Consider the following 21191-nt stretch of genomic DNA (forward strand, 5'->3'; position numbering starts at 1 on the left):
AAGTGGGAATCTGACGGTGCATCAACCCTTGCTCCTCAGAACCGCCGGACGGCCTCCCGGGCGATCCCCAGCGCCAGCGCCATGATGGTGAGTTGGGGGTTGACGCCCGGGCAGCTCGGCAGCCCGGAGGCGTCGGCGACCAGGACGCCGTGGACGCCGCGCAGCCGTCCCCACGCGTCGGCGGGCGCGGTGGCGGGGTCGGCGCCGAGGGCGACCGTGCCGGACGGGTGGAAGGCGGACAGGTGCAGGGCGTCCGGGCCGGTCCGGGCGAGCACCTCGCGCAGTTCGGCGGTGGAGCGGACTCGCGGGTGGCGCGGCAGCCCGGTGAGCACCTCCTCGGCGCCGGCCGCGAACAGCAGCCGGCCGGTCGCCTCCACCGCCCGCAGCAGGGTACGTCCGTCGGCCGGGTCGAGGTCGTACCGGAGCAGGGTGCGCCGGCCGCCGAGGACCCGGCCGCGCGGCCGGTCGGCGATCATCGCGCCGAAGGTGGCCAGCCGGTCGGCGGCCTCCAGTTCGGCGCGCAGCTCCCGTCCCACGCCGGGCAGGACGAAGGAGCCCAGGCCGGGCGGGGGCGCGGTGGCCTCGATCAGGACGCCCTGCCCGTGGAGCTCCTCGATGCCGGCGCTCTGCAGGACGGCCGGCCCGGCGGCCACCGGTTCGGCGAACCGGCCGGCCAGGCTGGTCGCCGGGTGGACGGCGAGGTTGCGGCCCGTCCCGGGGTGGCCGCCGAGGCCGGAGCGGCGCAGCAGCGCGGGTGACTCCAGGGCGCCGGCGGCGACCACCACCAGCGGGGCGAGGACCTCGAACCGGCTGCCGTCCGGGCGGCGGGCGGCGATGCCCGCGGCGCGGGGGCCGCCCGGCCGGTCCGGGTCGGTGAGGACGCGCAGCACCCGGGCGGAGGTGACGATCCGCGCGCCGGCGGCGCAGGCGTCCGGCAGGACCGACAGCTGCACGCTCTGCTTGGCGCCGGCCGGGCAGCCCACCACGCACTGGGTGGAGCCGCGGCAGCCGGGGGCGTTGCGTCGGAGCGGGCCGGCGGCCCAGCCGAGGCGCTCGGCCCCGGCGAGGGCGAGCAGGCCGTTGCGGCCGAGGACGTCGACGGGCTGGACGGCCACCCGCAGCGTGCGTTCCACCTCGTCCAGGTCGGCGGCGAAGGCGGCGGGGTCGGCGAGGTCGATGAGGCCGTGGCGGGACCGCCACCGCTCCAGGACCCGGTCCGGGGTGCGGTAGCAGGTACCGGAGTTGACGACGGTGGTGCCGCCGACGGCGCGGCCGGTGGGCAGCAGGACCGGCGGGCGGCCGAGCAGGACGGTGGCGCCGCCGTCGCGGTAGAGGTCGGTGAAGCGGTCCAGCGGGAGGCGGCGGGCGAACTCGGCGGTGGTGTGGTGCCGGCCCTCCTCCAGGACGATCACGCGCAGGCCGGCCCCGGCCAGCGTCCGGGCGGCGATCGCCCCGCCGGCGCCGGAGCCGACCACCACGGCGTCGGCGGTGGAGCGGTCGGGCCAGGCGGCGGAGGGCACGCAGTCCAGCGGGGGGTCGGCGGGCACGGCGGGGGGTGCCGTGGCGGGCCCGACGGAGGGACCGGTCGGGCCGCGCCGGTGGAGCATCAGTTCGGTGCCGGCGGCCAGCAGGACCGGGAGTTTGACCAGGTCGAGGACGGGCGGCAGGGCGGGCCGGGCGGCGAGCCCGGCGAGCAGCGCCTCGCGGGTGTCGGGGTGGAGGCGGTCCAGGCGGGAGCCGGTCCGCAGCAGGGCGTAACCGTCGGCGGCCGCGGCGGCGGCCCGCAGCCCCGCCTGGGCCGGGACCGGCAGGGCGGCCAGGACGCCCGCCAGCCGCTCCCCCGCCGCGGACGGCCAGTCGGCGGTCCGGTCGTCGGCGAGCAGCGCGGCGGTCAGTCCGCGCAGGCTGCGCCCCGGACGCCGACGCGGGCGGGGCACCGGGCTCGGCAGCGGCGCGTTCGGGTGCGGCGCGGTCGGGTGCGGGAGCGGCGCGGTCGGGCGGGTCATCGGTGGCCTACCTCGGCGTGGGCGGTGGCGGTGAGGGTCCAGACGGCTTCCGGCTGCCAGCGCAGGCCCCGGCGCCGTTCGAGGGTGACGTGGGCGTCGGCGGTCTCGGTGTTGTGACAGGTGGCGGCGGCGCCGTCGGGGTCGGTGTAGCCGAGGGTGAGGGTGCGCTCCGCGTCCTGCCGGACGGTGACGGTGATCCGGTGCCGGGCGGTGCGGCCGGTCACCGTCCACTCGGGCAGGGCGATCCGGGCCCGGAACCGTCCCGGGCCGAGCCATCCGACGGCCGGGCGCAGGGCGGTGCGCGGCCAGGTGCGCCCGGCCCGGTGGAGGCGGAGGAAGACCAGCGGGGGCAGCCGGTCGAGACCGGGGCGCCGGGCGACCGCGGCGATCACCTCCAGGACGTCCCCGCCGCCGAGGTCGGCGTGCAGCCAGGCCCAGCGCTCGGCGTACCCGTGCCCGTGGATCCGGGCGGTCGCGCCGGGCGCGCCGTCCAGGACGAGCCGGCCGCCGGGGTGGGTGACGGTGCCGCTGTACCGGGAGGTGGTCGCGGTGAGCAGGTGGGCGGCGGGGAGCAGGCCCCAGCGCCACGCCCAGCGGGGGAAGGTGTACAGCGGCGGGCCCTGGGGGTGCTCGGTGAGGTCCCAGCCGTACGGGCCGGCCGAGCCGCGCAGCGGGTGGGCGTCCTCGCCCGCCGTCCACGGCCGCGGGCCGGTGCGGGCGTGCTCGGCGGGCCCGGCCGGCGGGTGGAGGGAGATCCAGCCGTGGGTGCGGGCGGGTGTGCCGTCGGTGGGGGCGGTGAGTTCGTGGTGGAGCCAGAGGCCGGTGCCGGTGGCGGGGTCGGTGAGCGTGGTGTACCAGACCTCGGTGCGGCCGGGGGTGCCGTCCCAGCGCCAGGTCCGGGCGGCGGGCCGGTCTGCGGCATGGTGGTCGGCGCGGCCGGGGGCCCCGCGCGGGAAGCGCCAGCCGGCCAGGAACGGGAGCAGGGCGCCCGGCCGGAAGCGCAGCACTCCGGTACCGGCGGGGGCGCCGCCCGGGGCGGGGGCGAGGGTGAACGGGAGCGTGGTCATCGAGCGCCACGGGCGGGCGACGGAGACCGACTTCCAGCCGTCGAGGGTCAGGCGGTCGCCGCCGGCGGTGAACTCCAGGCGGTAGCGGATCCGCCGGCGGGCCACCGGGGAGATCTCCAACTCGCCCGTCGCGTCCGGGTCGTCGGCGAGGCCCTGGATCCGGACCCGGCCGGTGAGGCGGGCGTCGGTGGTGCGGTGAGGGAGGAGGATCCGGTCGGCGCGGACGGCGAGGTCGAGCCGGATCCGTCGCGGCCGGGTCTCCCCCGCCAGGCGCACCGTGCCGTGCATCGTCTCGCGGAAGGCGGTCCCGCGGAGGGGTGTGCGGAGGGGTGTGGTGGCCATGGGGCCCTCCCGTCCCGAACGGTGGGAAGTGGTTGAGTGGCTGAGCCACTCAACCATCGGGCCGACGTACCGTCAAGAGAGCGGCGGGGGAACGGGTTTACCGGAAAGGGCCCGGCCCACACACGCCCGCGCCCCCTGGAGCGCGGGGCTCCAGGGGGCGCGGGACGGGCCGGATCAGTGCGCGGCGGCTTCCCAGTCCGGGCCGACGCCGACCGAGACGTCCAGCGGCGCCCGGAGCGGGTAGGCGCCGGCCATCTGCTCGCGGACCAGGGCCTCGACCTGCTCGCGCTCACCCGGCGCGACCTCCAGCACGATTTCGTCGTGCACCTGGAGCAGCATCCGGGAGCCGAGCCCGGCCTCGGTGAGCGCGCGGTCCACCCGCAGCATGGCGATCTTGACGATGTCGGCGGCCGAGCCCTGGATCGGGGCGTTCAGGGCCATCCGCTCGGCCATCTCGCGGCGCTGGCGGTTGTCGCTGGTGAGGTCCGGCAGGTACCGGCGGCGGCCGAGCAGGGTCTCGGTGTACCCGATCGCCCGGGCCTCCTCGACCACCCGGTGCAGGTAGTCGCGGACGCCGCCGAACCGCTCGAAGTAGGTGTCCATCAGGCCCTGCGCCTCGGCGGGCTTGATGCCGAGCTGCTGGGAGAGGCCGTACGCGGACAGGCCGTAGGCGAGGCCGTAGGACATCGCCTTGATCTTGCGCCGCATCTCGGCGTCGACCGCGGTCGGGGCGACCTCGAAGACCTGCGAGGCGACCGTGGTGTGCAGGTCCTCGCCGCTCTCGAAGGCCTCGATCAGGGCCTCGTCCTCGGAGAGGTGGGCCATGATGCGCAGCTCGATCTGCGAGTAGTCGGCGGTGAGCAGCGACTCGTACCCCTCGCCGACCACGAAGGCGCGGCGGATGGCCCGGCCCTCCTCGGTGCGGACGGGGATGTTCTGCAGGTTGGGGCCCTCGGAGGAGAGCCGGCCGGTGGCCGCGACCATCTGGTTGAAGGTGGTGTGGATCCGGCCCTGCGGGGAGACCGTCTTCAACAGGCCCTCGACCGTGGTGCGCAGCTTGGCCTGGTCGCGGTGGCGGAGCAGGATGACCGGCAGCTCGTTGTCGGTCTGGGTGGCGAGCCAGGTCAGCGCGTCGGCGTCGGTGGTGTAGCCGGTCTTGATCTTCTTGGTCTTGGGCAGTGCCAGCTCGCCGAAGAGGATCTCCTGGAGCTGCTTGGGCGAGCCCAGGTTGAAGGGGTGGCCGGCGGCGGCGTGCGCCTCGTCGACGCAGCGCTGGATCTCGGCGGTGAACTGGGCCTCCAGGCCGGTCAGCCACTCCCGGTCGGCGGCGATGCCGTACCGCTCCATCCGGGCGAGCAGCTCGGCGATGGGCAGCTCCATGTCGTGGAACAGCTCGGCGGCGCCGACCTCGCCGAGGCGGGTGGCGAACAGCTCGGCCAGGTCGAGCACCGCGCGGGCCTGGTTCATCAGGGCACGGGCGGCGGAGCCGGTGTCCTCGTCCGGGGTGTCGAAGCTGAGCTGGCCGGTCTCGGCCTTGGCGGCGGGTGCCAGCGAGCGGGCCAGGTACTCCTCGGCGAGCACGTCCAGGGTGAAGGTGCGACGGCCGGGCTTCTCCAGGTACGCGGCGAGCGCGGTGTCGGCGGTGACGCCGGCGATCGTCCAGCCCTGCTCGGCGAAGGCGCGCATCACCTGCTTGGCGATGTGCAGGGCCTTGGGCGCGGCCGGGTCGGCCAGCCAGGCGGCGAAGGCGCGGTCGTCCTCCTCGCCCAGCTGCGCCGGGTCGAACCAGGCGGCCGAGTCGCCGGCGGCGAGCGCCACCTCCTGCACCCGACCGGTGCCGAGCGCCCACTCATAGACGGCGGCGACCGCGACCAGTCCCTTGCCGTGGGTGTCCAGCCAGGCGGCCAGCGCGCCGGGCTCGGTCAGCAGCTCGCCCTCGACCTCCACGCCGGGGGCCAGCTCTGCGGCCTCCGTCTCGGCGGCGCCGGACGGGTCCATGCCGAAGACCCGCTCGCGGAAGTTGGGGTTGCGGAACTCCAGGGCCTCCAGGATCTGGCCGACCGCGGGCTTGTCGAAGCCGGAGCGGACCAGGTCGTCGACGCCCAGCGGCAGCTCCACATCACGGACCAGCTCGGTCAGCACGCGGTTGCGCTTGACCGAGTCCAGGTGCTCGCGGAGCTTCTCGCCGATCTTGCCCTTGACCTCGTCGGCGCGGGAGACCAGCTCGTCGAAGGAGCCGAACTGGTTGACCCACTTCGCCGCGGTCTTCTCGCCGACGCCGGGGATGCCGGGCAGGTTGTCGGACGGGTCACCGCGCAGGGCGGCGAGGTCCGGGTACTGGTCGGGGCGGACGCCGTACTTCTCGGCGACCTTCTCCGGGGTGTAGCGGGTGAGCTCGGAGACGCCCTTGGTCGGGTAGAGCACGGTGACGTGCTCGGAGACCAGCTGGAGGGAGTCCCGGTCGCCGGTGACGATCTGTACCTCGAAGCCGCGGGCCGCGGCGGCGGTGGCGAGGGTGGCGATGACGTCGTCCGCCTCGAAGCCGTCCACCGCCAGGCGCGGGATGCTCATCGCGTCCAGCAGCTCGTGGATCAGGCCGATCTGGCTCTTGAACTCGTCCGGCGTCTTGGCGCGGTTGGCCTTGTACTCCGGGAACTCGGCGGCGCGGAAGGTCTGCCGGGAGATGTCGAAGGCGACCGCGAGGTGGGTGGGCTGCTCGTCGCGGACCGTGTTGGCCAGCATGGAGGCGAAGCCGTAGACGGCGTTGGTGGACTGACCGGTGGTGGTGCTGAAGTTCTCCACGGGCAGCGCGAAGAAGGCCCGGTAGGCCATGGAATGCCCGTCGAGCAGCATCAGCCGGGGCCGGGAGCCCGTACTCTTGCCTGCACTCTGCGTAGCCACGTCTCGTCCGTCCTGCCGGTTCCACTGCCAGGTCACGATCCTATGGCCCGGCACCGACAGCGACGGCAAGCTCCCGGTGGAGCGCCGCTCGTGCGCGGGCGCCCGCGGCCCGCCGGGACACGGGTCGTACGATCACAGGCGACACAACGACGTGACCCCCAGCGGCAGGAGCACCATGACCGACGCGGCCCCCGTTCTCAACGTGCCCCAGGACGTCCTCGACCACTTCGCCAAGCTCGGCGTCAGCCCGGAGACCTTCTCCGGCGGCCTGCTCGGCGAGAAGCTCGGCATCCGCATCGTGGAGGCCTCCCCGGACCGCGTGGTGGGCACCATGCCGGTCGAGGGCAACCAGCAGCCGTACGGGCTGCTGCACGGCGGGGCCTCGGCCGCGCTGGCGGAGACCCTCGGTTCGATCGGCGCGATGCTGCACGCGGGCCCCGGCCGGTACGCGGTCGGCGTGGACCTCAACGCCACCCACCACCGCTCGGCCACCTCCGGCCTGGTCACCGCCGTGGCCACCGCGGTGTTCAAGGGTCGTACGGCGGCCACGTACGAGATCGCGGTCACCGACGACACCGGCAAGCGGATCACCAGCTGCCGGCTGACCTGCATGCTGCGGGACGTCTAGGACGGACCCGCACGGACGGCCCCTCCCGGGGCGCGTGCGGACACCCCGACCGTCGGGGGCCGGGGGGCGGGCTGGGGAAGCAAGGGCGGCCGCGCACCGGAGGGCACGGTGCCGCGCCCGCACCCCGCACGCCCCGGTAGACCGCCCGTACGCCGCTCCTGCGCCGGCGTACGCCCCCGCGGGTTTGAGGCGCGCCCGGCCCGGGCAGTCCTCGCCTGACGAGGGGGCGGCGGAGATGTCCGGAGGAGGCGAACTCCCGGACGGCGTGCACGGATCCCTCGGCCCGGTGGAGCCGGCCGAGGGCACCTGGGCGGCGTCCGCACGCCCGCACGACCCCGGCGCCCCGCCCGGCCGGCCGCTGGACCGGCTGACGTCCGGGATCCGGCTGACCCGGCGTCAGAGGTACGCCGCCGCAGCCCTGTTACTCCTCCTGGCCACCGCCTCCGCCGGCCGGCCCGGGCAGGCCCCGCGCCCCGAGCAGGCGGCCAACTCCCCACCCCCGTACCCCGCCCAGATCACCCGTTTCAGCTACGGCGGCCCGACGGAGGACGGTGCGCACCCCTTCGTGCTGCGACTCACGGCGACCGACGAGGGCGCCGCCCCGGTGGAGGTCCTCGGCCTGCACCAGCCCTATCCGGGCCTGCTGATCCGGACGTCGGGCCCGCTGCCCGTGGCGATCCCACCCGGTGGATCGGTGGAGCTGCCCGTCGTGTTCACGGTGACCGACTGCGCCACGGCGCCCGCGGACGCCGAGCTCCCCTTCATCGATGTCACGCTGCGTAACACGCGCGCAATCCAGACGGTCAGTCAGATCCTCGGTTCGGCGTACGCCCGTGAGCTGTCACGAATCATCCATATCGCCTGCCCGGATTCCGGAATTCGAACGTCTACGTCCGCTCCACCTTTCCCGGACGGTCCCGTTCGATAATCGGCGATTCCCAACACGACCTGGAATTACGGCCGAGCAGTATGCCGCACGGTGAGACGGCGCGCGCCCGGCCGGGCCCGGCGAGGCCCCGCTGACCACCATGTGAGATTTCCGCGGGGGGTAGTCATAACAAGAGAATCACAGCATGTCCGGACCCTCTGCCACCGGCGCCAAACCCGTTCTAGAGTCACGGCCAGTCACCGCGCCACCGATTGGGCTTGGGCCCAGCGCGCGACCCGGCACCGCCCAGTCAGTGCGGCTGCCTTCCTGATCCAGAAGGGGACCCTCGTGCGTAAGAGTTCAGTTCTTGTCGTGAGCATTGCCGTCGCCGGAGCCCTCACCCTCTCCGCCTGCGGCGAGCGCGGTGAGAAGAAGGGCGGCTCCGAGGCGGCCGGCGGCAGCGTCAAGGTCGTCATCGGCGTGGACGCCCCGCTCACCGGCAAGCTCTCGGCCCTGGGCCTCGGCATCAAGAACTCCGCCGACCTCGCCGTCCAGAAGGCGAACAAGGAGAAGACCGTCCCCGGCGTCACCTTCGAGCTGGAGGCCCTGGACGACCAGGCCAACCCCACCTCCGGCCAGCAGAACGCCACCAAGTTCGTCGGTGAGAAGAACGTCCTCGGCGTCGTCGGCCCGCTGAACTCCAGCGTCTCGCTGACCATGCAGAAGGTCTTCAACGACGGCAAGCTGACCCAGGTCTCCCCGGCCAACACCAACCCGCAGCTGAGCCTCGGCGCGGACTGGGGCAGCCAGAAGTTCGCCCGTCCGTACGCCTCGTACTTCCGCACCGCGACCACCGACGTGGTCCAGGGCAAGTTCGCGGCCCAGTACCTCTACAACGAGGCCAAGAAGACCAAGGTCTTCGTCATCGACGACAAGAAGACCTACGGCGCCGGCCTGGCGAACATCTTCCAGGAGGAGTTCAAGAAGCTCGGCGGCACCGTGGTCGGCAGCGACCACATCAACCCCGACGACAAGGACTTCTCGGCCGTCGCCACCAAGGTGAAGTCCTCCGGCGCCGACTCGGTCTACTACGGCGGCGAGTACCCCGAGGCGGGCCCGCTCTCCGACCAGATCAAGAAGGCCGGCGCGGCCGTTCCGCTGTTCGGCGGCGACGGCATCTACGACGACGAGTTCATCAAGCTGTCGAACAACAACAGCAACGGCGACCTCGCCACCTCGGTCGGCGCCCCGGTCGAGGAGATCGACTCCGCCAAGGCCTTCATCGCCGACTACAAGGCGGCCGGCTACAAGGACCCGTACGCGGCCTACGGCGGCTACTCCTACGACGCCGCCTGGTCGATCATCGAGGCCGTCAAGGCCGTCGTCGCCGACAACGGCGGCAAGCTGCCGGACGACGCCCGCGGCAAGGTCGTCGAGGCCATGAGCAAGGTGTCGTTCAGCGGCGTCACCGGCAAGGTCTCCTTCGACCAGTACGGCGACACCACCAACAAGCAGCTCACCGTCTACACGGTCAAGGACGGCAAGTGGGCCGCCGTGAAGAGCGGCACCTACTCCGGCTGACAGCAGCCCAGCCGGTGAAGCCGGCGGTCCCCGAGACCAGCCCCGGCTGACGCCGCGACCACGACCCGCCCCCGCACGGGCGGTTACGGAAGCAAGCCAGGGCGGGGGGCGCCATGAGCGCCCCCCGCTCTTTCCATCCCCCTCACCACGGAGGCCTGCGGTGCACGAACTGCCGCAAAACCTGGCCAACGGCCTGATGCTCGGGCTGATGTACGGCCTGATCGCCGTCGGCTACACGATGGTCTACGGCATCGTCCAGCTCATCAACTTCGCCCACGGCGAGATCTTCATGATCGGCGGGTTCGGCGCGCTGACCGCCTACCTCGTCCTCCCCTCCGGCGTCTCCCTGTGGGTCGCCCTGCCCATCATGATCATCGGCGGCATCATCGCCTCCGTGCTGGTCGCCACGGGTGCCGAGCGCTTCGCCTACCGCCCGCTGCGGACCGCCCCCCGCCTCGCCCCGCTGATCACGGCGATCGGCCTCTCGATCGCCCTCCAGCAGGTCGTGTGGCGCTTCTACCCGGGTGCCACGAAGGCCCGCACCTTCCCGCACTTCGACGGTGCCGCCATCGACCTCGGCCCGTTCCACCTGCAGCGCAACGACCTCTTCCTGCTGGTCGCCGCCCCGCTGTGCATGATCATCCTCGGCGCCTTCGTCCGCATGACCCGCACCGGCCGCGCCATGCAGGCCACCGCGCAGGACCCGGACACCGCCAAGCTCATGGGCATCAACACCGACCGCATCATCGTCATCGCGTTCGCCGTCGGTGCCGCCTTCGCGGCCATCGCCGCCGTCGCCTACGGCCTGCGGTACGGCAACATCGACTTCGCCATGGGCACCATCACCGGCCTCAAGGCCTTCACCGCGGCCGTCCTCGGCGGCATCGGCAACATCTACGGCGCCATGCTCGGTGGCGTGGTCCTCGGCATCGCCGAGTCGCTCGCCGCCGCGTACATCCAGAACGTCCCCGGCATGCACCAGCTCGGCGGCCAGGGCTGGGCCAACGTCTGGGCATTCGTACTTCTCATCGTCGTCCTGCTCGTCAGGCCCCAGGGTCTGCTGGGCAAGCGCGTCACTGACCGGGCGTGAGGCCAATGACCACCAAGATCCCCACCGTCATCCCGGCTCAGGCCGCCCGCGCGCTGACCGCCGCCGGCGCCACCCTCACCGCCGTCTCCGCGTTCCTCCCCTGGACCTGGAGCAGCGAGTTCCCCGGCGACCTGACGTACTACGGCTCCCCCGCCGGCCTCCAGTGGGTCGCCTTCATCGCCGGCCTGCTCACCCTGCTGTACACGCTCGCCTCCTACGGCGTGCGCGGCACCGGCTGGGCCGCCCCCACCGGCGCCAACCAGGCCCTGCGCCTGCTCGGCATCGGCACCCTGGCCGGCAGCTGGTTCGCCGTCGGCGCGATCGGCTGGCAGCTGGGCGGCCTGGCCAACCTCGACCCGGGCGGCTGGGTGCTCGCCGTCGGCGCGCTGATCGCCGCGGTCGGCGCCCTGCAGCTGCCGGACGACCACAGAGCCGCCCCGGCCCCGGCCAAGCTCTCCTCCTGGGCCGAGATCTCGGTCATCGCGGCCGTGCTGGCCGTCGGCCTGGCCGCCTTCGCCTTCGGCATCGGCGCCGAGGCGGAGAGCTTCACCGGCTACCTGATCACGGTCGTCTTCGCGATCGCCGCGATCAACAAGGCCGGTCTGCCCGCCCGCCTCTCGGCGCTCACCGCCAAGCACCGCACGGTGACCACCGCCGGTGCCTTCGCGGCCGCCGCCGCCTTCCCGTTCACCCAGTCCAACGACCTGTACGTGCTGATCGGCGTCAACATCCTGATCTTCGCCACGGTCGCCCTGGGCCTGAACGTCGTGGTCGGCCTGGCCGGTCTGCTCGACCTCGGCTACGTCGCCTTCCTCGGTGTGGGCGCCTACGCCGCCGCGCTGGTCTCCGGCAGCCCGTTCTCGGTGTTCCGCGACTTCCACGTGCCCTTCCCGGTGGCCGCGCTGATCGGCGCCCTGGCCGCGCTGGTCTTCGGTGTGGTGATCGGCGCCCCGACCCTGCGGCTGCGCGGCGACTACCTCGCCATCGTGACGCTGGGCTTCGGTGAGATCTTCCGCATCACCATGAACAACCTGGACGGCAACTCCGGCCCGAGCCTGACCAACGGCCCGAACGGCATCGCCGCCATCCCGGACGTCAGCATGTTCGGCTTCGACTTCGGCAAGCCGCACGTCATCGGCGGCCTGGAGATCAGCAAGTTCACCAACTACCTGCTGCTGATGCTGCTGGTGACCGCGATCGTGGTGACCGTCTTCGGCCGGGTCGCCGACTCCCGCATCGGCCGTGCCTGGGTCGCCATCCGCGAGGACGAGACCGCCGCCGAGGCCATGGGCATCAACGGCTTCCGGGTCAAGCTGATCGCCTTCGCGCTCGGCGCCACCCTGGCCGGTCTGGCCGGTGCCGTGCAGGCCCACACCCAGAGCGCCGTCTCCCCCGAGGGCTACCTGTTCGCCGGTCCGGTCGCGCCCAACTCGGCCTTCCTGCTGGCCGCGGTCATCCTCGGCGGCATGGGCACCATCAGCGGCCCGCTGCTGGGCGCCAGCCTGCTGTTCCTGATCCCGGCGAAGCTGGAGTTCCTGAAGGACTACCAGCTGCTGACCTTCGGCATCGCGCTGATCCTGCTGATGCGCTTCCGACCGGAGGGCATCGTCGCCAACCGTCGCCAGAAGCTGGAGTTCCACGAGGCGGACATCCCCGCCCAGGGCACGCCCACCGACACCGCACTCTCCAAGGCAGGGGCGTGAACACCCAGATGACCACCACCACCGCGCCCGCCGCCGGGCTCACGACGGCCACCCCGGTGCTCGAAGCCTCCGGCGTGATCATGCGCTTCGGCGGCCTCACCGCCGTCAACAACGTCAACCTGACCGTCGGCCAGGGCGAGATCGTCGGTCTGATCGGCCCGAACGGCGCCGGCAAGACCACCTTCTTCAACTGCCTCACCGGCCTGTACGTGCCGACCGAGGGCACCGTGAAGTACAAGGGCACGGTGCTGCCGCCCAAGCCGCACCTGGTGACCCAGGCCGGCATCGCCCGGACCTTCCAGAACATCCGGCTGTTCGCCAACATGACCGTCCTGGAGAACGTCCTGGTCGGCCGCTTCAGCCGGACCAAGGAGGGCATCTTCTCGGCCATCCTGCGCGGCCCCGGGTTCCACCGGGCCGAGGCCGAGAGCCGCGAGAAGGCCATGGAGCTCCTGGAGTTCTGCGGCCTGGCCAACAAGGCGGAGCACCTGGCCCGCAACCTGCCGTACGGCGAGCAGCGCAAGCTGGAGATCGCCCGCGCGCTGGCCAGCGACCCCGGCCTGCTGCTGCTGGACGAGCCCACCGCCGGCATGAACCCGCAGGAGACCGTCGCCGCCGAGGAGTTGGTCTTCGCGATCCGCGACAAGGGCATCGCGATCCTGGTCATCGAGCACGACATGAAGTTCATCTTCAACCTGTGCGACCGCACCGCCGTCCTGGTCCAGGGCCAGAAGATCGTCGAGGGCGACAAGGAGACCGTCCAGAACGACGAGCGGGTCATCACCGCCTACCTGGGCGCTCCGCTCGAAGGCACCGGCACCCCCGAGGCCGACGCCGACACCAGCACCACCAGCACGGAGGCCGACAAGTGACCGCTCTGCTCGAGGTCGAGGACCTCCGCGTCTCCTACGGCAAGATCGAGGCCGTCAAGGGCATCAGCTTCAGCGTGAACCAGGGCGAGGTCACCACCCTGATCGGCACCAACGGCGCCGGCAAGACCACCACCCTGCGGACCCTGTCAGGACTGCTGAAGCCGACCTCCGGCAAGATCACGTTCGACGGCGCCCCGCTGAACGCGATCCCGGCCCACAAGATCGTGTCGCTGGGCCTGGCCCACTCGCCCGAGGGCCGGCACATCTTCCCGCGGATGACCATCGAGGAGAACCTGCTCCTCGGTGCCTTCCTCCGCAAGGACTCCGCCGGCATCGCCGAGGACGTCGAGCGCGCCTACACGCTCTTCCCGATCCTGGGCGAGCGCCGCAAGCAGGCCGCCGGCACGCTCTCCGGCGGTGAGCAGCAGATGCTCGCCATGGGTCGGGCGCTGATGTCCCGTCCGAAGCTGCTGATGCTCGACGAGCCCTCGATGGGCCTGTCGCCGCTGATGATGCAGAAGATCATGGCGACCATCGTGGAGCTGAAGGCCGCCGGCACCACCATCCTGCTGGTCGAGCAGAACGCGCAGGCCGCGCTCTCGCTCTCCGACCAGGGCTACGTGATGGAGATCGGCAACATCGTGCTCACCGGCACGGGTGCGGACCTGCTCCACGACGACTCGGTGCGCAAGGCGTACCTCGGCGAGGACTGATCCCGGACCGGACGCGGAAGGGCCCGACCTGCACTTGCAGGTCGGGCCCTTCCCGTTGTCACTCCGGTTGCCGCTCCGGCGGGGCGGCGGGCGTCAGTTGCCGCCCTCGGCCTTCTTGCGCTCCTGCGCCTCGCCCTCCTCGATCACGGCCTCGGCGACCGCGGCCATGGTCATCCGGCGGTCCATCGAGGTCTTCTGGATCCAGCGGAACGCGGCCGGCTCGGTGAGCCCGAACTGGGTCTGCAGCACGCTCTTGGCACGGTCCACCAGCTTGCGGGTCTCCAGGCGCAGCGAGAGGTCGGCGATCTCCTGCTCCAGGGTCCGCATCTCGGTGTACCGGGAGACGGCCATCTCGATCGCCGGCACCAGGTCGCTCTTGCTGAACGGCTTCACGATGTACGCCATGGCGCCGGCGTCGCGGGCCCGCTCGACCAGCTCGCGCTGGGAGAACGCGGTCAGCATCAGCACCGGGGCGAGGTGCTGCTCGTGGATGCGCTCGGCGGCCGAGAGGCCGTCCAGGACGGGCATCTTCACGTCCAGGATGACCAGGTCCGGCTTCAGCTCCTCGACCAGCTTGACGGCCGTCTCGCCGTCGCCGGCCTCACCGACGACGGTGTAGCCCTCCTCCTCCAGCATCTCCTTCAGGTCGAGGCGGATCAGGGCCTCGTCCTCGGCGATGACGATGCGGGTGATCTGGGGGGAGTCGATCTCAAGCGGCTGGGGCTGCTCGTCGGCGGTGCTCACGGGGCTCCTCGTTCCGGCGGGGTGCTGCATGCACGAGCCTACCTAGACACGGTATGTTTGATTCACAGCGCATCGGGGGCAACCTTCGATTTGCTGGGCGCTCCGGTAGCCCAATGGCAGAGGCGATGGTCTCAAACACCATTCAGTGTGGGTTCGAATCCCACTCGGGGCACTTGCCTTCGTTTTTAAGGTCACCCGTCGAGTGGAGATGTTCATCACTTCGGGTGGCCCGCCTTGCGTTCCACCCCTGCGGCGCAGCCCCTCGGAGGGACTGCGCCGTCGTCGTACCCGCCGCGGGGACGGTCAGTTGTCGAGTTCTCCGACGTGGTGGACGCGGACCAGGTTGGTGGAGCCGGCCAGCCCGGGCGGGGAGCCCGCGGTGATCACCACGATGTCCCCCTTCTGGCACCGGCCGAGGCTGAGCAGCGCGGCGTCGACCTGGGCGACCATCTCGTCGGTGGTCGGGACGAACGGGCCGAGGAAGGTCTCCACGCCCCAGGTGAGGGCGAGTTGGCTGCGGACGGCCGGCTCGTAGGTGAACGCCAGCACCGGGATCGGCGAGCGGTAGCGGGTGAGCCGCCGCGCGGTGTCCCCGCTCTGGGTGAAGGCGATCAGGTACTTGGCGTGCAGGAAGTCGCCGATCTCGGCGGCCGCCCGGGCCACCGCCCCGCCCTGGGTGCGCGGCTTGTTCCGCTCGGTCAGCGGCGGCAGGCCGGCGGCGAGGATGTCGGCCTCGGCGGCGGCGATGATCCGGCTCATGGTCTTGACCGTCTCGACCGGGTACTTGCCGACCGAGGTCTCGCCGGAGAGCATCACCGCGTCGGTGCCGTCCAGCACGGCGTTGGCCACGTCGGAGGCCTCGGCGCGGGTGGGCCGCGAGGAGTTGATCATCGAGTCCAGCATCTGGGTGGCGACGATGACCGGCTTGGCGTTCCGCTTGGCCAGCTTGATGGCGCGCTTCTGGACGATCGGCACCTGCTCCATCGGGAGCTCGACGCCCAGGTCGCCGCGGGCGATCATGATGCCGTCGAAGGCGTCGACCACCGACTCCAGGTCGTCCACCGCCTGCGGCTTCTCGATCTTGGCGATCACCGGGAGGAAGCGGCCCTCCTCGGCCATCACCCGGTGCACCTCCTCGATGTCCCGCCCGGTGCGGACGAAGGAGAGGGCGACGATGTCGACCCCGGTCCGCAGGGCCCAGCGCAGGTCGTCGACGTCCTTGTCGCTCAGCGCGGGCACGGAGACGGCCACCCCGGGGAGGTTGAGGCCCTTGTGGTCGGAGACCAGGCCGCCCTCGATGACCATGCAGTGGATCCGGGGGCCGTCGACGTGGATGACCTCCAGGCAGACCCGTCCGTCGTCGACCAGGATCCGCTCGCCGCGGGAGACGTCCGCGGCCAGGCCCGGGTAGGTGGTGCCGCAGATCTCGCGGTCCCCGGGGACGTCCTCGGTCGTGATGGTGAACTCGTCACCGCGTTCAAGAAGTACCGGGCCGTCGGCGAAGGAGCCGAGCCTGATCTTCGGGCCTTGGAGGTCGACGAGGACGCCGACGCTCCGACCGGCCTCGTCGGAGGCCTTCCTGACCCGGCGGTAGCGCTCCTCGTGTTCCGCTTGGGAGCCGTGGCTGAGGTTGAACCGGGCGATGTCCATACCGGCTTCGACCAGGGCTCTGATCTGGTCGTACGAGTCGGTGGCTGGCCCGAGGGTGCAGACGATTTTTGCTCGGCGCATGCCTGTAGAGCCTAGGGATTACCGGCGCGTAACACCGAGGATCCGGCGGGCCGTAGCAAGGCCGTTGCCGAAAGTTTTGATTAACAAACTGACACAACGCGACTTTCCGTGCCGTGAGTCGGAGTTCCCGCCGGCGACGGCCCCACCCCGACCAGGCAGGACGCCGGCCGGACGGTCCGCCGACCGGCGGTCAGGGTGAATCCGTGTGCAGCGAGTTGACGCACAGAGGTACGACCGTCACCGTGCGCCGTGCGCGCTCCCCCGCCACGGGCGAGTTGCCAAGATCTCACCTGCCGGACAGCTCCGGGGGCTGGTCGGGCGGCCGATTCACCGGCAGACTTCTACGCGCGTTTCTCTACGCGCGTCACAACCGCTGACGGTCCGTCCGCCCCCGTGGGAGTCGTCCATGCCCCTGAACCGCCGTGACTTCGTCACCCGCTCCGCCGCCACCGCGGCCGGCGCCGCCATCGCGAGCGGCCTGTCCGTCGCCGCCGCCGCCCCGGCCGCAGCGCAGGGCGGGAACGAGACCTCCCGGGCCAAGCACCGGCAGTCCTTCACCGTCATGGGCACCACCGACCTGCACGGCCGGATCCTCAACTGGGACTACTTCACCGACGCCGAGTACGACGACAAGGCCCACAACGACGTCGGCCTCGCGAAGATCGCCACCCTGGTCAAGCGCGAGCGCGCCGAGAAGGGCTGCGGCCGCACCCTGCTGATCGACGCCGGCGACACCATCCAGGGCACCCAGCTCACCTACTACTACGCCCGGGTCGAGCCGATCACCGGCAAGCGTCCGCCGAAGCACCCGATGGCCGCCGTGATGAACGCCCTGGACTACGACGCGGCCGCGCTCGGCAACCACGAGTTCAACTACGGCATCCCGGTGCTCCGCGCCTTCGAGCGCCAGCTGGAGTTCCCGCTGCTCGGCGCCAACGCGCTGAACGCCAAGGACGAGCGGCCGGCCTTCCCCCCGTACGTGATCAAGGAGCTGCGGCTGGACCACGGCCGCCCGCTGCGGGTCGGCATCCTGGGCCTGACCAACCCGGGCATCGCGATCTGGGACAAGGCCAACGTCCAGGGCCAGATGGTCTTCCCGGGCATCGTCGAGCAGGCGAAGAAGTACGTGCCGCGGATGAAGGCGGCCGGCGCCGACGTGATCGTCGTCGCCGCGCACTCCGGCGCGGACGAGCCCTCCTCCTACGGCGACCAGCTGCCCTGGCCGGAGAACGCCTCGGTGGCGCTGGCCGAGCAGGTGGCCGGGGTCGACGCGGTGCTGGTCGGCCACGCCCACAAGGAGGTGCCGCAGCGCCTCGTGGTCAACAAGGAGACCGGCCGGACCGTCGTGCTCGCCGAGCCGCTCTGCTGGGGCCAGCGGCTGTCCTGCTTCGACTTCGAGGTGGAGTTCGACCGCGGCCGCTGGCAGGTCGTCTCGGCCTCCTCCCGGGTGCTCAACTCCAACACCGTGCCCGAGGACCACGAGGTCGCCACCCTGATCGACGCCCAGCACCGCAAGGTGGTGGCGTACGTCAACCAGGTCATCGGCACCTGCAAGTCCCAGCTCTCCATCGCCGAGGCCCGGTTCAAGGACGTGCCGATCATCGACCTGATCGGCCGGGTGCAGGCCGACGCGGTCCGCGCGGCGCTGGCCGGCGGCCAGTACGCCTCCCTGCCCGTGCTGGCCCAGGCCGCGCCGTTCAACCGCACCGCGGTCATCCCGGCCGGCGAGGTCAAGCTGCGCGACGCGGCCGGCCTGTACATCTACGAGAACACCCTGGAGGCCCGGGTCCTGACCGGCGCCCAGATCAAGGACTACCTGGAGTACTCCGCCAAGTACTTCACCCGCCTCGCCCCGGGCGAGCCGGTGAACCTCGACACCCTGGCCGGCGCCGACAACACCCCGGACTACAACTACGACGCGGTGTACGGGGTCTCCTACGACATCGACATCGCGCAGCCGGTCGGCTCCCGGATCGTCGACCTCTCCTACGACGGCAAGCCGGTCGACCCGGCGCAGCAGTTCGTGCTGGCGGTGAACAACTACCGGGCCAACGGCGGCGGCAACTTCCCGCACGTCGCGGCGGCCGCCAAGGTCTGGTCGAACTCGGACGAGATCCGCAACACCATGATCGCCTGGGTGAAGGAGAAGGGCGTCATCGACCCGGCCGACTTCGGCGGGGTCACCTGGCGCCTGGTCCGCGCGGGCGCGCCGGTGTTCTGAGCCCTCCGAGGGGGCCGTTGAGGGCCGGGCCGGTGGCACCGCGGGTGGCGGTGCCACCGGCCCTTTCCGCACCCTCGGGCGGGGGGTTGCGGGCCCGGGGCTGGCCCCGCCGGCCCGGGGCGGGGAGAATCGCGGACCGACCGACCCGTCCGCACGCCCAGGAGGACCCCCCATGTTCAGCACCGACCGGCTGCTCGTCCGGCTGTGGGAGCCCTCCGACCGGGACCGGGCCCTCGACCTCTACTCCCGCTGGGAGGTGGCCCGTTGGCTGGGCCGCGAACCACGGGCGCTGGCCGGTGCGGCGGAGGCCGAGGCGCTGGTCGCCCGGTTCCGGGAACGCTCGGCCGACCCCCGGTACGGGGTGTGGGCGCTGGAGCGCCGGGACACCGGGGTGGTGGCCGGCTCGGTGCTGCTGGTCCCGCTGCCGGACGGCACCGGCGGGGAGGTGGAGGTGGGCTGGCACCTGCACCCGGACTCCTGGGGCCACGGCTTCGCCACCGAGGCCGCCCGCGCCGCCCTGACGAAGGGCTTCGCTGACGGCCTGGAGGCGGTCCACGCGGTGGTCCGGCCGGAGAACGAGCGCTCGCTGGCGGTCTGCCGCCGGCTGGGCATGACGGCGCTGGGCCGGACCGACCGCTGGTACGGGCGGGAGCTTGAGGCGTTCCGGATCACCCGCGACCGGTGGCCGGCCGCGGGTGGTCCGAGCGCAGGTGGTCCTGTCCCGGACTGATGCGCCCGGATCAGCGCTTGGTGCCGTCCACGATCACCGGCGAACCGCCGCCGCTGCCGCAGGGGCTGGCGTACACCGGGTTCTTGTCGGCGGCGGCCCGGAACGCCTCGATGCACTGCGACTGCAGCACCTTGTCGGTCAGCGACTGGTTGAGGATGTTGTTGGCGGCGGCCTCGCCCTCGGCCGCGATCCGCTGCCGCTCGGCCTCCGCCTTCGCGGTACGGGCCGCCTCGACGGCGCGCTGGGTGGCCTGCTCCTGCTGGATCTTGAGGTCGATCTCCTTCTGCAGGGCGTCGCTGGGCTTGACGTTGCGCAGGTTCACGGCCTCGATCTGGATGCCGCGCGGGGCCAGCCGCTGCCGGATCTCCTTGTCGATCTCGGCGCTGATCGCCTCGCGCTTGGCCACGTAGCCCTCCTCGCTGGTGAAGCGGGCGAACACGTTGCGGACGATCTCCCGGCTGTCCGGACCGACCAGTCGGCGCTCGACCGCGTCCTCACTGCCGGCCAGCTTGTAGAGCGAGAGGGTCTGGTCGGGGTCGATGGACCACTTGACCGTCAGGTCGGCGTACAGCACACCGCCCTGCGAGGACCGGACCTCCACCTTGTCGTCACCGGAGAGGTTGAGGTCCACCGGACGGGTGGAGAAGCTGGTGACCGAGGTGAACGGGCTCTTCAGGTGCAGCCCGGACTTCCACGGCGTGCCCACCTTGCCGAAGGCCACCGGCACCCCGACCTGGTACGGCGCCACCACGTGCGTGAAGGTGCTCACCCCGAGCACCGCACCCAGCACGGCGACGACGGCGGCCACGGCGGTGGCCCCCTGGAAGTCCACCACCTCCTTGCGGACCAGCACGAACAGGGCGATGCCCGCGGCGAGCAGGAGTATCGCGAGGAACAGCATGGAGAGGTCGACCCTTCGTTTGCATCGGGCAGGAACCCCCGCTGCCCAGTGCGGGGCAGGGCGAGCCTAGGGCATGGGGGTGACGACCCGTGGGGTGTTTCCCGGCCCGACGCCGCCCGGCACGGACCGGCGCGGCTACAGCGAGGCGCGGACGGCGGCCAGCAGGTCGCGGGTGGGCTCCGGCGGCAGGCTGTGGGCGCGGAGACGGTCGAGGGCGGCCGCGTACTCGGCGACCTCGGCGGGCCGGTCCAGGTAGAGCGCGGTGGTGAACTGCTCCACGTACACCACGTCGGGCAGGTCCTGCTCCGGGAAGCCGAGGAGGGTGAAGGAGCCGCTGTCGGCGGCGAGTTCACCACGGCCGAGCGGCATCACCTGGAGCGTGAGCCGGGGCAGGTCGGAGAGTTCGACCAGCCGGGCGAGCTGCCGGCGCATCACCTCGGAACCGCCGGTGGGGCGCCGCAGCGCGGCCTCGTCGACGATCAGCAGCAGTTCGGGGCCGCGGTCGCCGTCCAGGATCCGCTGCCGCCGCATCCGGACGTCCACCCTGCGCTCCACCTCCTCCGGGGAAGCGCCGGGATTGCCGACCAGGACCACCGCGCGGGCGTACTCCTCGGTCTGCAGCAGCCCCGGCACGAACTGGACCTCGTACCCGCTGAGGGTCCGGGCGGCCTCCTCCAGCCCGAGGTACGTCTGGAACCACGCCGGTACCGCGTCGCCGTAACCGTGCCACCACGCCGGGGAGTTGGCCTCGCCGACCAGGGCGAGCAGCTCGGTCCGCTCGACGCCCTCGCCGACCCCGTACAGGGTCAGCAGATCGGCGACGTCCCGCTGCTTGAAGCCGACCCGGCCGAGCTCCATCCGGCTGATCTTGGACTCGGAGGCCCGGATCGAGTACCCGGCCGCCTCCCGGCTGACCCCGCTCGCCTCCCGCAGCCTGCGCAACCGGGATCCCAGCAGCATCCGCCGGGCGGCCGCCCCGGTCCCGGTCTGCGCCCCCATGCCCGTACCCCCGCCCCCTCGGCCCGGTCCGTTCGCTGTCGCAGCAGTCTTTCACCCACCCCCACCCTTCGGCTAGCGGCCGACCGGAGCCACA

Annotated in this window: 16 protein-coding genes and 1 tRNA gene; 10 read left to right on the plus strand and 7 right to left on the minus strand. The window is 72.1% G+C overall.

Annotated elements, in window-relative coordinates:
- Positions 1-35: 35 nt before the first annotated feature.
- The 3 genes from ABWK59_RS09370 to polA all read right to left on the minus strand — a co-directional run bounded on the left by ABWK59_RS09370 (position 36) and on the right by polA (position 6268).
- Positions 36-2006, minus strand: coding sequence for a GMC family oxidoreductase (locus ABWK59_RS09370; protein WP_354639527.1), 1971 nt, complete (start codon positions 2004-2006; stop codon positions 36-38).
- The gene (locus ABWK59_RS09375; protein ID WP_354639529.1) at positions 2003-3415 is read right to left on the minus strand and encodes a hypothetical protein; all 1413 of its coding nucleotides are present in this window, start codon (positions 3413-3415) and stop codon (positions 2003-2005) included. The genes ABWK59_RS09370 and ABWK59_RS09375 overlap by 4 nt, the downstream gene beginning before the upstream one ends.
- A 174-nt stretch (positions 3416-3589) precedes the next feature.
- Positions 3590-6268, minus strand: a complete 2679-nt coding sequence (gene polA, locus ABWK59_RS09380) for a DNA polymerase I (protein ID WP_354644886.1) — start codon at positions 6266-6268, stop codon at positions 3590-3592.
- A 223-nt stretch (positions 6269-6491) separates the two neighbouring features.
- Here polA and ABWK59_RS09385 point away from each other — a divergent pair, with 223 nt between their 5' ends.
- From ABWK59_RS09385 to ABWK59_RS09415, 7 genes are all read left to right on the plus strand, one after another.
- Positions 6492-6944 carry a PaaI family thioesterase gene (locus tag ABWK59_RS09385; protein WP_354639531.1) on the plus strand — a complete coding sequence of 151 codons (453 nt, stop codon included), beginning with the start codon at positions 6492-6494 and terminating at the stop codon, positions 6942-6944.
- Between the two features lie 235 nt (positions 6945-7179).
- Positions 7180-7872, plus strand: a complete 693-nt coding sequence (locus ABWK59_RS09390) for a Tat pathway signal sequence domain protein (protein ID WP_354639533.1) — start codon at positions 7180-7182, stop codon at positions 7870-7872.
- A gap of 312 nt (positions 7873-8184) precedes the next feature.
- Positions 8185-9393 (plus strand): branched-chain amino acid ABC transporter substrate-binding protein, encoded by a 1209-nt coding sequence (locus ABWK59_RS09395; RefSeq protein WP_420492752.1) that lies wholly within the window; start codon positions 8185-8187, stop codon positions 9391-9393.
- Between the two features lie 160 nt (positions 9394-9553).
- On the plus strand, positions 9554-10483 hold the full coding sequence (locus tag ABWK59_RS09400) for a branched-chain amino acid ABC transporter permease (protein ID WP_354639536.1): 930 nt from the start codon (positions 9554-9556) through the stop codon (positions 10481-10483).
- Positions 10484-10488: 5 nt separating this feature from the next.
- Positions 10489-12186 (plus strand): branched-chain amino acid ABC transporter permease, encoded by a 1698-nt coding sequence (locus tag ABWK59_RS09405; RefSeq protein WP_354639537.1) that lies wholly within the window; start codon positions 10489-10491, stop codon positions 12184-12186.
- Between the two features lie 8 nt (positions 12187-12194).
- Positions 12195-13058, plus strand: coding sequence for an ABC transporter ATP-binding protein (locus tag ABWK59_RS09410; protein WP_354644887.1), 864 nt, complete (start codon positions 12195-12197; stop codon positions 13056-13058).
- A complete protein-coding gene (locus tag ABWK59_RS09415; protein ID WP_354639539.1) occupies positions 13055-13771 on the plus strand; it encodes an ABC transporter ATP-binding protein in 717 nt (238 codons plus the stop codon). Before ABWK59_RS09410 ends, ABWK59_RS09415 begins: the two co-directional genes overlap by 4 nt.
- Positions 13772-13864: 93 nt before the next feature.
- On the opposite strand, the gene ABWK59_RS09420 is transcribed toward ABWK59_RS09415, so the two are convergent.
- Positions 13865-14515 carry an ANTAR domain-containing response regulator gene (locus ABWK59_RS09420; RefSeq protein ID WP_354639540.1) on the minus strand — a complete coding sequence of 217 codons (651 nt, stop codon included), beginning with the start codon at positions 14513-14515 and terminating at the stop codon, positions 13865-13867.
- A gap of 99 nt (positions 14516-14614) precedes the next feature.
- Here ABWK59_RS09420 and ABWK59_RS09425 point away from each other — a divergent pair.
- Positions 14615-14687: transfer RNA gene (locus ABWK59_RS09425), tRNA-Leu, on the plus strand.
- Positions 14688-14818: 131 nt separating this feature from the next.
- Here the strand turns inward: ABWK59_RS09425 and pyk are convergent.
- The gene (gene pyk, locus ABWK59_RS09430; RefSeq protein ID WP_354639542.1) at positions 14819-16246 is read right to left on the minus strand and encodes a pyruvate kinase; all 1428 of its coding nucleotides are present in this window, start codon (positions 16244-16246) and stop codon (positions 14819-14821) included.
- A gap of 406 nt (positions 16247-16652) precedes the next feature.
- On the opposite strand from pyk, the gene ABWK59_RS09435 reads away from it, so the two are divergent.
- Both ABWK59_RS09435 and ABWK59_RS09440 read left to right on the plus strand, forming a co-directional pair.
- Positions 16653-18467, plus strand: coding sequence for a bifunctional metallophosphatase/5'-nucleotidase (locus tag ABWK59_RS09435; RefSeq protein ID WP_354639544.1), 1815 nt, complete (start codon positions 16653-16655; stop codon positions 18465-18467).
- Positions 18468-18639: 172 nt separating this feature from the next.
- The gene (locus ABWK59_RS09440; RefSeq protein WP_354639546.1) at positions 18640-19197 is read left to right on the plus strand and encodes a GNAT family N-acetyltransferase; all 558 of its coding nucleotides are present in this window, start codon (positions 18640-18642) and stop codon (positions 19195-19197) included.
- Positions 19198-19207: 10 nt separating this feature from the next.
- Here the strand turns inward: ABWK59_RS09440 and ABWK59_RS09445 are convergent, their stop codons facing one another.
- A complete protein-coding gene (locus ABWK59_RS09445; RefSeq protein WP_354639547.1) occupies positions 19208-20098 on the minus strand; it encodes a prohibitin family protein in 891 nt (296 codons plus the stop codon).
- Positions 20099-20233: 135 nt separating this feature from the next.
- Positions 20234-21097, minus strand: coding sequence for a DUF5753 domain-containing protein (locus ABWK59_RS09450; protein WP_354639549.1), 864 nt, complete (start codon positions 21095-21097; stop codon positions 20234-20236).
- Between the last annotated feature and the right edge of the window lie 94 nt (positions 21098-21191).

Source organism: Kitasatospora sp. HUAS MG31, assembly GCF_040571325.1.
GTDB classification, from domain to species: domain Bacteria; phylum Actinomycetota; class Actinomycetes; order Streptomycetales; family Streptomycetaceae; genus Kitasatospora; species Kitasatospora camelliae.

Coding starts and splice junctions, on each gene's coding strand:
- ABWK59_RS09370 (WP_354639527.1), bottom strand. CDS start 2,006: ATGACCCGCCCGACCGCGCCGCTCCCGCACCCGACCGCGCCGCACCCG.
- ABWK59_RS09375 (WP_354639529.1), bottom strand. CDS start 3,415: ATGGCCACCACACCCCTCCGCACACCCCTCCGCGGGACCGCCTTCCGC.
- polA (WP_354644886.1), bottom strand. CDS start 6,268: ATGCTGCTCGACGGGCATTCCATGGCCTACCGGGCCTTCTTCGCGCTG.
- ABWK59_RS09385 (WP_354639531.1), top strand. CDS start 6,492: ATGACCGACGCGGCCCCCGTTCTCAACGTGCCCCAGGACGTCCTCGAC.
- ABWK59_RS09390 (WP_354639533.1), top strand. CDS start 7,180: ATGTCCGGAGGAGGCGAACTCCCGGACGGCGTGCACGGATCCCTCGGC.
- ABWK59_RS09405 (WP_354639537.1), top strand. CDS start 10,489: ATGACCACCAAGATCCCCACCGTCATCCCGGCTCAGGCCGCCCGCGCG.
- ABWK59_RS09410 (WP_354644887.1), top strand. CDS start 12,195: ATGACCACCACCACCGCGCCCGCCGCCGGGCTCACGACGGCCACCCCG.
- pyk (WP_354639542.1), bottom strand. CDS start 16,246: ATGCGCCGAGCAAAAATCGTCTGCACCCTCGGGCCAGCCACCGACTCG.
- ABWK59_RS09435 (WP_354639544.1), top strand. CDS start 16,653: ATGCCCCTGAACCGCCGTGACTTCGTCACCCGCTCCGCCGCCACCGCG.
- ABWK59_RS09440 (WP_354639546.1), top strand. CDS start 18,640: ATGTTCAGCACCGACCGGCTGCTCGTCCGGCTGTGGGAGCCCTCCGAC.
- ABWK59_RS09445 (WP_354639547.1), bottom strand. CDS start 20,098: ATGCTGTTCCTCGCGATACTCCTGCTCGCCGCGGGCATCGCCCTGTTC.
- ABWK59_RS09450 (WP_354639549.1), bottom strand. CDS start 21,097: ATGGGGGCGCAGACCGGGACCGGGGCGGCCGCCCGGCGGATGCTGCTG.